The organism is Pedobacter sp. CAN_A7 (assembly GCF_015752175.1).
Classification (GTDB): domain Bacteria; phylum Bacteroidota; class Bacteroidia; order Sphingobacteriales; family Sphingobacteriaceae; genus Pedobacter.
Genome location: NZ_JADOUW010000003.1, coordinates 582,937 through 597,748, shown reverse-complemented (window position 1 = coordinate 597,748; position 14,812 = coordinate 582,937). Strand labels below are relative to the sequence as shown.

The 14,812-nt window shown below is 40.8% G+C and carries 8 protein-coding genes; 7 read left to right on the top strand and 1 reads right to left on the bottom strand.

Features of this window, described 5'->3' with window-relative positions; genetic code table 11:
• Positions 1–23 precede the first annotated feature (23 nt).
• The 7 genes from IWX76_RS14040 to IWX76_RS14010 all read left to right on the top strand — a co-directional run bounded on the left by IWX76_RS14040 (position 24) and on the right by IWX76_RS14010 (position 13,978).
• Entirely contained in the window at positions 24–3,080 is a 3,057-nt protein-coding gene (locus tag IWX76_RS14040) for a SusC/RagA family TonB-linked outer membrane protein (protein ID WP_196860601.1), read from the top strand.
• Between the two features lie 11 nt (positions 3,081–3,091).
• Complete coding sequence (locus tag IWX76_RS14035; RefSeq protein ID WP_196860600.1) at positions 3,092–4,642, top strand: RagB/SusD family nutrient uptake outer membrane protein; 1,551 nt, start codon at positions 3,092–3,094, stop codon at positions 4,640–4,642.
• Positions 4,643–4,651: 9 nt separating this feature from the next.
• A complete protein-coding gene (locus tag IWX76_RS14030; RefSeq protein WP_196860598.1) occupies positions 4,652–5,683 on the top strand; it encodes an aldose epimerase family protein in 1,032 nt (343 codons plus the stop codon).
• Between the two features lie 82 nt (positions 5,684–5,765).
• Positions 5,766–7,121: a sugar porter family MFS transporter gene (locus tag IWX76_RS14025; protein ID WP_196860596.1), complete on the top strand. Its 1,356-nt coding sequence runs from the start codon at positions 5,766–5,768 to the stop codon at positions 7,119–7,121.
• Between the two features lie 10 nt (positions 7,122–7,131).
• Positions 7,132–10,461: a DUF5107 domain-containing protein gene (locus tag IWX76_RS14020; RefSeq protein WP_196860594.1), complete on the top strand. Its 3,330-nt coding sequence runs from the start codon at positions 7,132–7,134 to the stop codon at positions 10,459–10,461.
• Positions 10,462–10,475: 14 nt separating this feature from the next.
• A complete protein-coding gene (locus tag IWX76_RS14015) occupies positions 10,476–12,680 on the top strand; it encodes an alpha-galactosidase (RefSeq protein WP_196860593.1) in 2,205 nt (734 codons plus the stop codon).
• A gap of 392 nt (positions 12,681–13,072) precedes the next feature.
• Positions 13,073–13,978 carry an AraC family transcriptional regulator gene (locus IWX76_RS14010; RefSeq protein ID WP_196860591.1) on the top strand — a complete coding sequence of 302 codons (906 nt, stop codon included), beginning with the start codon at positions 13,073–13,075 and terminating at the stop codon, positions 13,976–13,978.
• On the opposite strand, the gene IWX76_RS14005 is transcribed toward IWX76_RS14010, so the two are convergent.
• Complete coding sequence (locus tag IWX76_RS14005) at positions 13,966–14,781, bottom strand: sugar phosphate isomerase/epimerase family protein (RefSeq protein WP_196860589.1); 816 nt, start codon at positions 14,779–14,781, stop codon at positions 13,966–13,968. The genes IWX76_RS14010 and IWX76_RS14005 overlap by 13 nt on opposite strands.
• Positions 14,782–14,812: the final 31 nt, after the last annotated feature.

Here is a 14,812-nt window from a genome sequence, read left to right as displayed (position 1 = left end):
CTTGTAAACCAAATATTACCTCTATGTCTGTATGTACATTTAAAAAAATTGCACGGTGGAGTGCGTTAATTCTATTTTCAATCCTGTATGCTGCCCCCGCGCTGTATAGTCAGGACTTAACCAATGTTTCCGGTAGGGTCACGGCAAAGGGCGATGGGGGCCCAATACCAGGTGTATCCATAAAAATTAAGGGAACCAATACCGGCACCTCAACCGATGGTGAGGGAAAATTTACCCTTCGGGTTCCCGCTGGAACTATTCTGGTGTTTAGTTCTATCGGCTTTCAAACCACTGAACTTCCGGCGTCTCCAAACATAAATTTAGCTTTAAGTGGTGATGAAAGAGACCTTCAGGAAGTCACAGTGGTGGGTGTAACCATTCGAAAGAGGGATCTTACCGGTTCAGTTGCCGGTATTACCGCGGAGACAATCCAGGAGCTACCCGCTACTAATATTAACCAGGCTATTCAGGGCCGTATTCCCGGTGTATTGATTCAAAACAATAATCCAAGACCAGGAAGCAGTGCCAGCATTAAAGTAAGGGGCAATAACTCGATACAGTTTGGTGCAAATCCTATTTATGTGGTGGATGGAACTGTGATAGATGATGGCGCATTTAACTCCATTAATCCTGATGATATTGCCAGTATCGATGTGTTGAAGGATGCATCAGCCACTGCTTTATATGGATCAAGGGGCGCCAATGGTGTTGTGCTGGTCACTACTAAAAGAGGAAAAAATGGCGAAGGTAGGGTTGAATATAGTGCCTGGGTTGGCTTTCAGTCATTCACCAGGAACGTCCCGTACCTAAATGCGCAGCAGATCGCCGACTTAAGAATTGATGCCTATGCAAATAAGTATATCGATGACAATCCACAGGGAAATCGTCAGGATTACATCGCCTCCTTACTAGATACCAGTTCTTCCATATTTAGCGACAGTGAGCTGGAAGTTTACCGGTCCGGACAATCCTATAATTGGCTTAAAGAAATTACCAGGAATGGCCTTCAGCAGAACCATACCGGAACCTTTTCAAAGGGTACTGATGATGGCTCTATTTACGTAAGCTTTAACTATACAAATCAACTCGGTTTACTGAAAACTTCCAGTTATAAGCGCTACGGCGGTCAGATTAACCTCGACCAGAAAATTAAGCCCTGGTTGAAGATCGGTACCAACACCGGCTTTTCCAGAACCAATGAATCTTACATAGATGGTGGGGTATTTAATATTGCCGCCAATGCAAATCCATTACTTCCTATAAACCCGGATGTTCCATATTTAAGCTGGAAAGGTATTCAAAGCACCGATTTATATAATCCAATTCGCAGCCTTAATATTGATGGTAAAGGCAATCTAAGTCGCTTGCTTACCAGTAATTACGTGGTGATAACCCCTATAACAGGGCTAAACTTTAGGAGTGGGGTTTCTCTGGACGTAAGGAGCCAGGATTATTTCAACTATATACCAAAAAGTCTTGGTCAGTCTTTAAGGAACGCGACCAGCGGAAGTGCAACTCAAAAGAAAGAAAGCTGGATGAACTGGCAATGGGATAACTCGGTTTCTTATGATAAGTCGTTTGGTAAACATAATTTCTCAAGTTTGGTGAGTTTTGGATTAAGCCAGAATAACTACAACTATAATCAAATTAATGCATCTGGATTTGCGACCGACGACTTTTCTTATAAATACCTCGGTGGCGCCTATTTAAAGGACCAGTTTCAGCTGGGTTCAGATTTCGTAACCAATGCACTTACAAGTTATGTTGGACGGGTAAACTACAATTATGACAATAAATATTTTGCTACGCTAACCGGACGGTATGACGGCTCTTCGAAGTTTGGCAACGGCAATAAATGGGGTTTGTTTCCTTCCCTGGCGCTGGCCTGGGATATATCAAAGGAGACCTTCTTTGAAGGGTTGAACCTTGATCAGTTGAAACTTCGTGCAGGTTATGGCATTGCCGGAAATCAGAACATCCCGAACTTCGCGTACAATTCTTTATATAGACCGGTGTTTACCAATGGCTCCGTTACTTACGTGTCAGATGGTCGTTTGGGAAACAGCAATTTGGTGTGGGAAAAACAAAAGCAACTTAATTTAGGTGTTGATGTATCCATATTAAACAACAGGTTGGCTTTAAGTGCAGACTACTTCATTATACATAATGACGACCTGCTCATGCAGCGAACTTTATCTACCACTTCGGGATTCAATAACACGATTGACAATGTAGGGTCTTTATTGAATAAAGGGGCTGAGTTTAACGTTACAGCGAAATTGGTTGACAAAGAAGATTTCCAATGGAATTTTGGCCTTAACTTATCTTCCTATAAAAATAAAATCACCAAGCTATATGGCACTGTAGACGCCATATACAATTATGGTGGATTCACCGGAGTGGACATTCAGCGGACCGGAAACCTGTTTCTAGACCAGCCGCTTAACAACATTTATACGTATAAGTTTGACAGAATAGCACAGGAAGCTGATATGGAAAGAATTAAAGACATCGATTTTGGTGGACACACCATTAAACCCGGCGATATTATTCCTGTAGATATAAACGGCGACAATAAGATTGATGATGCAGATAGGGTTGTGGTTGGTAAAACGGATCCTAAGTTTTACGGTGGCTTTTCTACTAATGTGGTTTACAAGGGCATATCGCTTAATGCAGTATTCAATTATAACTATGGAGGCAAAGCGATTAATTACTTGTATGAAGGGATGATGGGTGGTACAGGCGAATATGCCGGGCATACAGATGAACTTGACAGGTGGACGCCACAAAATACAGCTACTACAATTCCGAGAGCTTATGTAGGTGGAAGTAGATACAGTATGGGAGAGACTGATTATGCGGTTCAAAATGCCTCATTTTTAAGGATGTCTGCAGTTACCCTGGCCTACAACTTTTCACCTCAGTTTGTTAAGAATGCAAAGATGAATAATCTGCGGCTGTATGTTACCGGAAGTAACTTACTTACCATAACAAAGTATAAAGGTTATGATCCTGAAGGTGGTGATTCATACCCGACTTCAAAAATGATTGTTCTTGGATTGAACGTTGGATTTTAATAGAAATGAAAATGAACAGAAAATATATGTTATTGCCGATTGCCTTCATGATCATGGTGTCGGGATCCTGCAAAAAGTTTATCGTGGAAGAGCCTCAAACGGCTTTAACCGAAGAACAGGTGTTTAAAAGCCTGGATAATATTGAACCACTTGTGATTGGTTTGTATACCAGCTGGCGCAATACGAAAAAAGATAGGGGTGGATTTATGTTTACACTGGGGACCGACGAAGCCCAGCAAGGTGCTTTTCAGGTAAGAACAGATGAACGGCAGGCAAGTTTAGATCGGTACAGCGGCTTCTTAACGGCAAGTAATACGGCGCTGGCTGAACAATGGAACAGCAGATGGCCCGTGATATCCGGAGCGGCCAAAGTTATTTATGCCATCGGTTTAAACCAGGAAACCGATGAAACACGTAAGAATATCATCTTGGGAGAGGCAAGTTTTATCAGGGCTGCGCTAACCTTTGAAATGGCCCAATATTGGGGGGAGGTACCTTTAATTGATCAGGCAAAATTTGGGGAGTATGGTACCCGACGCCAGCCGCTGGACCTGGTTTATACAACCATAATTGCTGACCTGGAGAATGCAGTTAACTATTTACCTGTTAGTCAATCTGATAAAAGAAGAGCAACCAAGGGTGCCGCACAGGCCTTGCTGGGAAAAGTTTACCTATATGCACCTGAATCAACCGGCGTAAGGGATTATGCAAAGTCGAGAGACACCTTTAAGGCTTTAATAGAAAGCGGTACTTACAGTTTGGTTTCGAATTATGCAGATCTATGGGATCCCAGCAAACCCAATACAAGTGAATCCATTTATGAATTCCAATTTGTAAATGTTTATCCTGATAATAATCAGACACAGTGGCAAATGGGATCCAGGTCATTAGCCGAAATAGATCAGTATGCTTATTTTGGAGGATATGATCTGATGGTGCCTACGCAATTCTGTTACAAGGATGCCAGTAATGGTGGCCTATGGGAAGCAGGTGACCTCAGGAAAAATGAAAGCATCCGGTATGACTTTACCTATAAAGGAAAAAAACCCGTGCTTAACCCGGCATTTGGAGGCGACGAACTTGATCCGCATGTAAAGAAGTTTGAAGATCCACGGACTGAAGGCGTAATGAGCTTCTGGAATTCAGGTAAGGATATTTTTTACCTGCGTTATGCCGACATTTTATTGTGTTATGCAGAAACTTTAAATGAAACCGGTAGTACCGCAGAAGCAGTAAATCTGGTTAACACCACCGTGAGAAGACGTGCATGGAATGGGACCCTTCCATCTGACCAGACATGGAATGCCGGGATGTCGCAGCAGGAATTTCGCGCGAAAATAATGGATGAGCGCATGCGTGAACTATGCTTTGAAGGCTGGAGAAGAATGGATCTTATTCGCACCGGTACATTGGTTGACCTTGTAAAACAAAGAAACAAATGGGCAAAAGAAACAGGTGCAATCCAGGAATACCACAACAGGTATCCGATTCCATTGCAGGAGATCAAGCAAAATGATGATATCAATGAAGCTGATCAGAATCCCGGGTACTCGAACCAATAATAGGTAAAGATGAGCGATAATGTTATTTCCAGTACGTTTTGGGGCAACTGCCAGGGTCAGGATGTTTTCCTGTTCAGGATGACCAGTGTTGATGGTACTTATGTCGAGTTGACAAATTATGGTGCTACCGTCGTGTCTGTTGTCGTTCCTGAAAGAAATCACCAATTGGGTAATGTGGTGCTGGGCTTTCCAACACTGCAGGGCTATTTGCTGGATGATTGTTACCTCGGTGCTACCATAGGCCGGTATGCAAACAGAATTGCAAATGGAAAGTTTAACATTGATGGCCATGAATACCAACTGGAAACAAATGATGGCCCTCATTCCAATCATAGTGGTTCTGCTGGATTTAATTCCAAAGTGTTCGGGTATTCGATTTTTAAAAATGGCATTTCTTTCAGTTATTTAAGCAAGGATGGTGATGGCGGATTTCCAGGAGATTTATTTTTAGCAGTGACTTACTCCTGGATTAATATGGAACTTGTGATTGATTATACGGCAGAAACAAACCTGAAGACCATAGTTAACATGACCAACCACAGCTACTTTAATCTAACCGCTGGAAAAGGAAATATTTTTGAACAAGAACTAACCGTTTTTGCTAGTCAGTTTCTACAAACTAACTCCGAGCATATACCTACAGGCGCAATATTGAATAATGAGGAGATGTTGTTTAACAAAACCAATATAGGATCTCGGCTTCAGGATGATGGGAAATCTTGGAAAGGCCTAAATACCTGTTATGTGCTGGAACAGGCTGCCCATGCAGCAACGGATCCAGTAGCAGAATTATTTGATCCTGCCTCTGGCAGATCACTTCAGGTATTTACATCTTATCCAGGTTTGCTCATATATACGGGAGACTATCTGAAGAGTGAGGTGCCAGGTCATCATGCTACTGCCTATAAACCGTTTGACGGACTTTGCCTGGAGTGCCAATACTTTCCCGATGCTATAAATCATCCAGATTTTCCTTCTGGCGTACTTGAAGCTGATGAACTTTATCAAAAGCGTATAGCTTATAAGTTTAGTGTGAAATGATGGAAAAATCCATCATTTTCAATCGATCGTCTATTTAACTATCCTGCCAATAGCTCAAATTTGAAACAATTAAATAACCAAAATGAACTTCCAAACTTCACAAAAATCTAATGCTAACCATACCTATATTATCGGGATATCCTTTATTTCCGCACTCGGAGGTTACTTGTTTGGATTCGACTTTGCCGTAATTTCTGGTGCGTTACCTTTTCTGAGACATGAATTTATGCTTGATGCATGGTGGGAAGGATTTTTAACCGGCTCTCTGGCATTAGGCTGTATTGTAGGTTGCCTGATTGCTGGGAATATCGCAGACCGCTATGGCAGAAAACCCGGGTTAATGGTTGCGGCATTTATTTTTGCAATATCCTCTATAGGGATTGCTCTTTGCTCGAGCCTCAGCATGTTTGTCGTGATGCGTTTCGCAGCAGGTATTGGGGTAGGCATGGCATCTTTATTATGTCCGATGTACATCGCTGAAATATCACCAGCAAATGTAAGGGGGCGAAATGTTGCCATTAATCAGCTCACTGTTGTAATAGGCATTCTGGTAACGAACCTGGTCAACTACTTTCTTGCAGATACCGGTCCTGATGCCTGGCGCTGGATGTTTGGACTGGGCGTTGTGCCTTCCCTGATTTTTCTTTTTGGCGTGATCTGGTTGCCGGAAAGCCCCCGATGGCTGATGAAGGATGGCCAGGTTGACCGTGCGGAAAAAGTGTTGCTCAAGCTTGGATCAGCCTCTTTTGCAGCATCGACGATGAAGGAAGTCGAAAAATCACTCCTGGGCAACACCAAAATGTCGTATAAGGCTGTTTTTGAGAAAAGTGTCCGCCCTGCGGTGGTGGTTGGTATTTCGCTGGCTGTATTCCAGCAGTTTTGCGGCATAAATGTGGTCTTTAATTATACTTCTACCATATTTGAATCTGTTGGGGCCAATTTGAATCAGCAATTGTTTGAAACAGTTTCCATCGGAATTGTCAATCTGGTATTTACACTATTAGCCATGTGGCAGGTCGATAAGCTTGGTAGAAAACCGCTTATGCTTATAGGGTCACTCGGTCTGTCTGTTGTATATTTTGTTTTGGCTTACCTGCTTCAAAATCAGTATTCTGCAGCCATAGTATCTGTTTTCGTATTAATTGCCATCAGTTTATACGCTATTTCTTTAGCTCCGGTAACCTGGGTTTTGATATCAGAAATATTTCCAAACAAAATACGTGGTGCCGCATCTTCTGTTGCGATTATCTCGCTGTGGGCAGCCTATTTCGTTTTGGTATTCACGTTTCCTATTCTTGCCAAAACGCTCGGCACATACGGACCATTTTATATGTACGGCGGCATCTGTTTCCTTGGCTTTTTATTCGTTAAAACTAAGGTTCGGGAAACCAAAGGACAAACATTAGAAGAACTAGAACAAAATTTAATAAGACATTAAGACAAAACTAATGAACGTAAACATCTGGGAAGAACAGGTTATAATTCCAACGTATGGTATCGGTAAGCCAAATAAGAATCCCATGTTTTTTGAAAAAAGGGTTTATCAGGGCAGCAGCGGTGTTGTTTACCCAAATCCTATTATCGAAAAAATTTCGGATGAAAAGGCTGATAAGGCATATACAGGGCTATTTATCGAAAATGAGTATTTGAAGATCATGATCCTTCCGGAACTTGGAGGACGTATTCAAATGGCTTATGATAAAATAAGAAACAGACATTTCATTTATTATAATCAAGTAATCAAACCTGCACTTGTAGGGCTAACTGGTCCCTGGATATCGGGCGGTATCGAGTTCAATTGGCCTCAACATCACCGGCCAAGTACTTTTGATGCAATAGATTACACCATTGAGGAAAATAGTGATGGCAGCAAAACCGTTTGGGTAAATGAAATTGAAAAAATGTTTCATACTAAAGGGATGGCCGGCTTCACACTTTATCCGGGTAAAGCCTATATCGAAATCAAAGCCAAGCTGTTAAATAGATCTGATTTACCTCAGACGTTTTTATGGTGGGCAAATCCGGCAGTAAAGGTCAATGATCATTATCAGTCGGTATTTCCACCTGATGTGAACGCGGTGTTTGATCATGGGAAAAGAGATGTATCGTCATTCCCAATAGCTACCGGCAAGTATTATAAAGTAGATTATTCACCAGGCACTGATATTTCGATGTATAAAAACATACCGGTACCCACGTCATATATGGCCATTAATTCAGATTATGATTTTGTTGGAGGATATGAACATGATGCGCAGGCTGGCTTACTTCATGTAGCGAATCATCATGTTTCTCCAGGTAAAAAGCAATGGACCTGGGGGCATGGCGATTTTGGTGTGGCCTGGGACAGAAACCTGACAGATGAAGATGGTCCGTACATCGAATTGATGACGGGTATGTTTACCGACAACCAGCCGGATTTTACATGGCTGTTGCCAAATGAGGAGAAATCTTTTACCCAGTATTTCTTGCCGTATAGGGAGCTAGGTGTTGTAAAAAATGCAAGCAAAGATATTTTACTGTCGACACAGCTCACTGGTAACAAAATGCTGCTTAAAGTTTTTGTAACCTCTGCACGCGCTGATTTATACATTAAGCTAAGTCATGGCACAAAAATTTATTATGAAGATAATTTTAGCTTGTCTCCCGAAGATATTTACATCAGAGAAGTGGATGTTGATGAAACATTTTCGGAAGAGGAACAGCTGGTCGTAATCACTACATCCTCAGGGCGCGAATTACTTCGATATCAGCCATCAAATCATCTTAAGAACGAAATTCCTGCGCCGGCAAAACCAGCACTGCAACCCGAAGAAATTAAGAGTACGGAACAATTGTTCCTTACCGGACAACATTTAGAACAATACCGTCATGCAACGTATAGCCCAGTGCCGTATTATGAAAAAGCTTTGCAGTATGAGCCTGGTGATATTCGGAATAACAATGCCCTGGGCCTTTGGTATCTTCGACGAGGTCAGTTTGCTAAGAGTGAGCCTTTTTTTCGTCGTGCAATTGAAACCAGTACACAGCGAAACCCGAATCCATATGACGGCGAGCCTTACTACAATTTAGGTATTTGTTTGACCTACCAGGAAAGACAAGAGGAGGCTTATAAAGCATTTTATAAAGCGACCTGGACGAAGACGTGGAAAGACTCTGGTTTTTTCTGTGTTGGGCAGCTTGACCTGGCTAATGGCGCATTTGAGTTGGGTTTGGAACATCTAAAGCAGGCTTTAGATTGTAACACAAATAATAGCAAGGTATACGTACTTATAGCAGCGGCATATCGTAAATTGGGTCAATATCAGCAGGCTATCGAAATAGCAGATCTTGGCCTGCGAAAAGATATCTTTAATTTGGGTGCTTTGTTTGAAAAAATGTCTGTCTATAATGTGCTGGAGGAGTCCAAAATGGCTGCAGATTCGCTATCCCAACTTTTGAAATTATCAAGAAGTATTCCTCACAATTTCATCGAGTATGCGAATGACTATGCCAGGGCAGGGCTATATCTGGAAGCTATTGAATTATTGAAACATGCAATTTCAGGTGATGATATAAATCCATTAGTTGCTTATTACTTAGGTTACTTTTCCAACAAAATTGGCAATTTGCAAAATTCAACAACATGGTTTAAGCAAGCCGCAAACGCAAGTTCATACCTATGTTTTCCAAACAGATTGGAGGACATACTTGTCCTGAAGATGGCCATGGAACTGGACCCACAGGATGCAAAAGCGTCTTATTATTTAGGGAATTTGTTTTATGATAAACGTCAATACAAGGAAGCAATTAACTGTTGGGAATTATCAGCTAAATCAGACAGCAGCTTCCCGGTAGTATTAAGGAATCTGGGGATTGCTTATTTCAATAAACTCGGTGATCATCAAAAGGCTTTAAATTACCTGGAGCAGGCATTTGCACTTGACCCTCATGATGACCGCATTTGCATGGAATTACATCAACTTTACAAACGCCTGAATCACTTACCGGAGCAGCGGTTAAGCTTTCTGAAAAAAAATATGGATACCGCCTTAAGCAGGGATGATCTTTATTTGGAATTGGTTGCAATCTATAACTTTTTGAACGACCATGAAGGCGCACACGAAATGATTATGAATAGGCAGTTTCATCCATGGGAAGGTGGCGAAGGCAAAGCGTCAGGCCAATATGTGTATAGCCTGTTGCACCTTGCAAGAAAATCCATATTAAATGAAGATTATAGCCATGCCATCTCGTTACTGCTGCGGGCTCAGGAGTATCCTCGCAATCTTGGGGAAGGAAAACTTTACGGTACTCAGGAAAATGACACCTTCTATTGGATGGGCTGCGCCTATGAGGGTTTGGGGAATATGGAAGCGGCCAATGAGTTTTTTAAGAAGGCCACCCAGGGTCTAGATGAACCTTCTGCGGCGATGTTTTATAATGACCAGCAGCCTTTTAAAATATTTTATCAAGGACTAGCCTGGAGGAAATTGAATAACGATCAGGAAGCTATTCGAGTTTTTAATAAATTAATTAATTATGGTGTAGCACATCTTAATGATCACATTCAGTTAGACTATTTTGCGGTCTCCTTGCCGAATTTGCTCATTTTTGAAGACGACCTTGACGCAGCGAACAAATCGCACTGCTATTATCTTCAAGGATTAGGACTTTTTGGATTAGAAAAGCCTGAACTGGCAAAGGATGCCTTTTTAAAAACACTTAAATTAGATGCCGAACACCAGGGTGCAAAATCACATTTAGACTGGGTTCAAGTCCAGTTGATAAACCATTAAACTTTTAGCCTATTATGAAATTTTTCATTCACCCTTTCAACTTGCGTTTTTATTACTCTTTAATAGTTGCCTTTTTGCTTTGTAGCATTCATGTAGCTGCACAGGTCATTATTCCAGTGGAAACCAAAAATACGGCCTTGATACTGCAAAGTAATGTGGCTAATGATTTAGGTATCATTTATTTTGGGAAGAAACTATCACAACCATCGGAATATGCTGCAATATCACAGATGTATAAACAATCTGAAGATTATACAGGGGTTTTAAATTCTGCTTATACAAGCTCAGGATCAAGAAATTTGGTTGAGCCAGCCATCACGGTTAGCCATGCAGACGGAAATAATTCCCTGGATCTGAAATATGTCCGCCATAGTGTTAAAGCCATGGATAATAATGTTTCTCTTTTAACAGTGGTGTTAAAGGATCCGGTTTATGCACTTGAGGTGAACTTATTTTACAAAGCCTATTTCAACGAAGATGTCATTGAACAATGGAGTACCATTAAGAATAATGAAAAAGGTAATGTGGTATTAAAGAAATTTGCCTCGGCAAACCTGCACTTCAAAGGTGAATCATTTTGGTTGAATCAGTATCATGGTGATTGGGCGAAAGAAATGAAACCGGAAGAAGCACGGTTAACGCATGGTATCAAAACCCTGGATTCGAAATTGGGTACGCGGACTAATTTATTTCAGCCCTCTGTATTTATGGTGTCGATAGATAAACCTGCAACCGAAGATGAAGGAACAGTTTTATTCGGTTCACTGGAATGGAGCGGGAACTTCCGAACTGACCTTGAGCTGGATAACCAGGACAATTTAAGGATCATTTCCGGTATTAATAATTATGCCTCTGATTACACTTTGAAACCACGGCAGGAATTTACTACACCAGCATTTATATATACGCTGTCAACCGCTGGAAAAGGGCTGGCAAGCAGGAATCTGCACAACTGGGCAAGGACTTACAAATTACTAGATGGAAAAGGCGATCGGCTAACGCTGCTTAATAATTGGGAATCGACCTATTTTGATTTCAATGAAAGCAAGCTTTTTGAACTTATTAAAGACACCAAGAAGTTAGGTGTTGATCTTTTTTTGCTGGATGATGGATGGTTTGCAAACAAATACCCGAGGAACGGCGATGTTGCAGGATTAGGCGACTGGGAAGAAAATAAGCAAAAATTGCCAAATGGCATTGCTTCTTTAGTTAAAGAAGCCAATAACAACAATGTTAAATTTGGCATTTGGATAGAACCGGAAATGGTGAATCCTAAAAGCGAGTTATATGAGAAGCACCCGGATTGGATTGTTAAACAGCCTAAAAGGGATGAATATTATTTCAGGAATCAGCTAGAACTTGATTTGAGCAATCCTGATGTTCAGGATTTTGTGTTTAAAGTTGTAGATGATCTTTTTACAAAAAACCCGGATCTTGCTTACATTAAATGGGACTGCAATGCAGTGATTTACAATGCTTATTCTGCGACGATAAAGAATCAATCACATTTTTACATAGATTATGTGAAAGGGTTGTATAACGTTTTGAAAAGAATCCGTACTAAATATCCGGCTGTACCAATGATGTTATGTTCAGGTGGTGGGGGCAGAGTTGATTATGCAGCATTGCAATATTTCACAGAATACTGGCCTAGCGACAACACAGATCCATTAGAACGGATATTTATGCAATGGGAGTATTCCTATTTCTATCCTGCGATTGCAAGCTCGAACCATGTAACGGACTGGGGAAAACAACCAATTAAATTCCGTACAGATGTAGCGATGATGGGTAAATTAGGATTTGATATTGTGGTAAGTAAGTTAAACGAAACGGATCTTAAGTTTTGTCAGGATGCCATAAAGAATTACAATTCCTTAAAAACAGTCATTTTTCAGGGGGATCAATACCGTTTGTCAAACCCAAGGGAATCTGCCCTGGCATCTATGGCTTATGTTAGTGCTGATAAATCTTCGGGAGTAATTTTCAATTATCTGGTTAACAACAGGTATGGAGAAAATAGTAAAATGCCGGTTCGTTTGAAAGGCCTGGATGCCTCAAGGAAGTATAGGATTACGGAGATTAATGTCTATCCTGGAAGTAAGTCGTCCATTGACATGAACAAAGAATATACAGGAGATTTTCTCATGAAAATTGGGTTTAACCCCGATGTTAATTCTTCGAGAACAAGCGTAATATTGAAAGTTGACGCCATTTAGTCTCTGCTATTGATAAGCGGTTTTTTCATAATTTGCTAGTTTCCATAGGCATTTTAAGATTATAACAGGACAAAGTCCTCAAAGTTACTTTAAAGCTAAAGGCTGCTACTAAACTCCGAATTAGAATATAGCACCTGTACTAAGAATGGTAATAATGAATAAGGGACAAAGAATGATACTTTGTTAAAAAAGGAGTTCGTAGCTCCGTAAGTTTATGACTTGATCAAATGGAAGCTTAGTGAATTTTCCGGTTCACTTTGAGATAATTTGTGAAAACAACGTTATATTTAACATTGGGAAAGGGTGTTTTTTTTCGCCTAAAAGGGAAACCTGGCGTTAAAACACCTTTTCTTTTTTGAGTGTGTATAACACTATTGTTAAATAATTATTTAATGACAACGCATAATACCTTTTTTAAATATTTTAATATTAGTCAAACGGAAGAAAAGTGGGGGATGTATATCACGTCGGTTGGCTACTCAAAAGTTGTACCTAATGAAAATTATCCTAATCAACCCCATCCCCAAAGCCACGAACTGACTTGGAACAAAGGACGCATCTTGAATGACTTTTATATTATTTTTATTTCCAAAGGTAAAGGGATGTATGGTTCCAAAAGCACACCTCCAATGGATATCAGCGAAGGTACTTGCTTTTTTCTTTTTCCACAGATCTGGCATCGTTACAAACCTGATATTAAATCAGGGTGGGAAGAGTATTGGGTTGGCTTCAATGGCTCCTATGCCCAACAACTCATGCTGGCAGATTTTTTCAGTGCTAATGCTCCTTTAACTAATATTAAACTTAATAAAGATATTCTCGTGCTCTTCAGACGATTACTGGATACTGCAAAGGAGTCGTCAACAGGGTATCCACAGCAACTTGCCGGGATTACCATGCAGCTTCTTGGATTGGTCAATACTATTTCCCAGCATACAGAGTTTGACAATGACCCTGTTGGCCGCCTGATTTCCAAAGCTAAATTCTTGCTTCAGGAATCCTTCGAAAATCAACTGGACATGGAGTATCTGGCAAGTCAGTTGCCTATGGGGTACTCATCGTTCAGGAAAGCATTCAAAAAAGTTACGGGAGAATCCCCTAATCAATACCATCTTAACCTAAGACTAAACCGGGCAAAAGATCTACTGTCATCTACCGCTTTAAATATAAATGAAATAGCAGATCAAACAGGGTTCGAAAATGTTTTTTATTTTTCAAAGCTATTCAAAAAAAAGAACGGGATATCGCCAAGTTCTTTTCGTAAAATGAATTATCCATTTGATTATCAGATTCTGTAACGTTCAATAAGAAATTCTTTCATAAAAAGATTTAGTGTAAACTGGTGTTCAATGGGCGAAAGTTTGTTAGGAATGGTAGCCATGTAAGGGAAGGGACCGAACTCAGTTGTAAAGGTCATTGTTTTACGGCCCTTCTGTTTGTTGACCGCTACGATATCATCCCACCATCCTGCGAATTTATCCAAGGCATAACGCCATTCTGGCAATCTCGGGTCCGGAACCTGTGGACCCTGTTCATAGCCAACCCTTGCATGAATATGTACGGATGCATTAATAACCGCTTTAACTGCCGATGTAAAATTCTCCAGCAGACTTTCAGTCACACATACCCAATGAGAAAGGTCTGCTGTTACCGGAAAGCCTGGTCGTTTTTTGGCCATGCTTAAAAACATTTGCGGGCTGTATCCCAATCTACCACGATGGGTTTCATGCGCAACGGTAATACCTGTCTTATCAGCAAATTCTGCTGCCAGGTCAATGAGTATAGCATGCTGTTGTAAGGTGAAATGATCGTGCCCGGTATGTGAATTAATAAGCACCGGGCCAGGCTCTGCACATTTTCGCAGCTCATTTAGATAAGATGCTTGAAAAGCTTTAAAAGTTGAGCCCCAGGCTTGATGTTGATGAGCTACGATAAGTAAATCATTCTTTTGTAAATGATCAAACAATATTTTCTTTTCAACAGAGTCATTGGGTATCCAGGTATCCAAACCATCATAGCCGGCATCTTTTATCCGGTTTAGCATTTGTTTGAATCCCCACCCTTCTAAACCCCAGGTTGGGCAAAGTATTTTTATAGTCATCAGGATCCAGGTTTTTAACTTATCGTTAAGC

What these genes read in the sequence shown, in the direction of transcription:
- IWX76_RS14040 (WP_196860601.1), top strand. Translation starts at nt 24, where the DNA reads ATGTCTGTATGTACATTTAAAAAAATTGCACGGTGGAGTGCGTTAATT.
- IWX76_RS14020 (WP_196860594.1), top strand. Translation starts at nt 7,132, where the DNA reads ATGAACGTAAACATCTGGGAAGAACAGGTTATAATTCCAACGTATGGT.
- IWX76_RS14015 (WP_196860593.1), top strand. Translation starts at nt 10,476, where the DNA reads ATGAAATTTTTCATTCACCCTTTCAACTTGCGTTTTTATTACTCTTTA.
- IWX76_RS14025 (WP_196860596.1), top strand. Translation starts at nt 5,766, where the DNA reads ATGAACTTCCAAACTTCACAAAAATCTAATGCTAACCATACCTATATT.
- IWX76_RS14035 (WP_196860600.1), top strand. Translation starts at nt 3,092, where the DNA reads ATGAACAGAAAATATATGTTATTGCCGATTGCCTTCATGATCATGGTG.
- IWX76_RS14010 (WP_196860591.1), top strand. Translation starts at nt 13,073, where the DNA reads ATGACAACGCATAATACCTTTTTTAAATATTTTAATATTAGTCAAACG.
- IWX76_RS14005 (WP_196860589.1), bottom strand. Translation starts at nt 14,781, where the DNA reads ATGACTATAAAAATACTTTGCCCAACCTGGGGTTTAGAAGGGTGGGGA.
- IWX76_RS14030 (WP_196860598.1), top strand. Translation starts at nt 4,652, where the DNA reads ATGAGCGATAATGTTATTTCCAGTACGTTTTGGGGCAACTGCCAGGGT.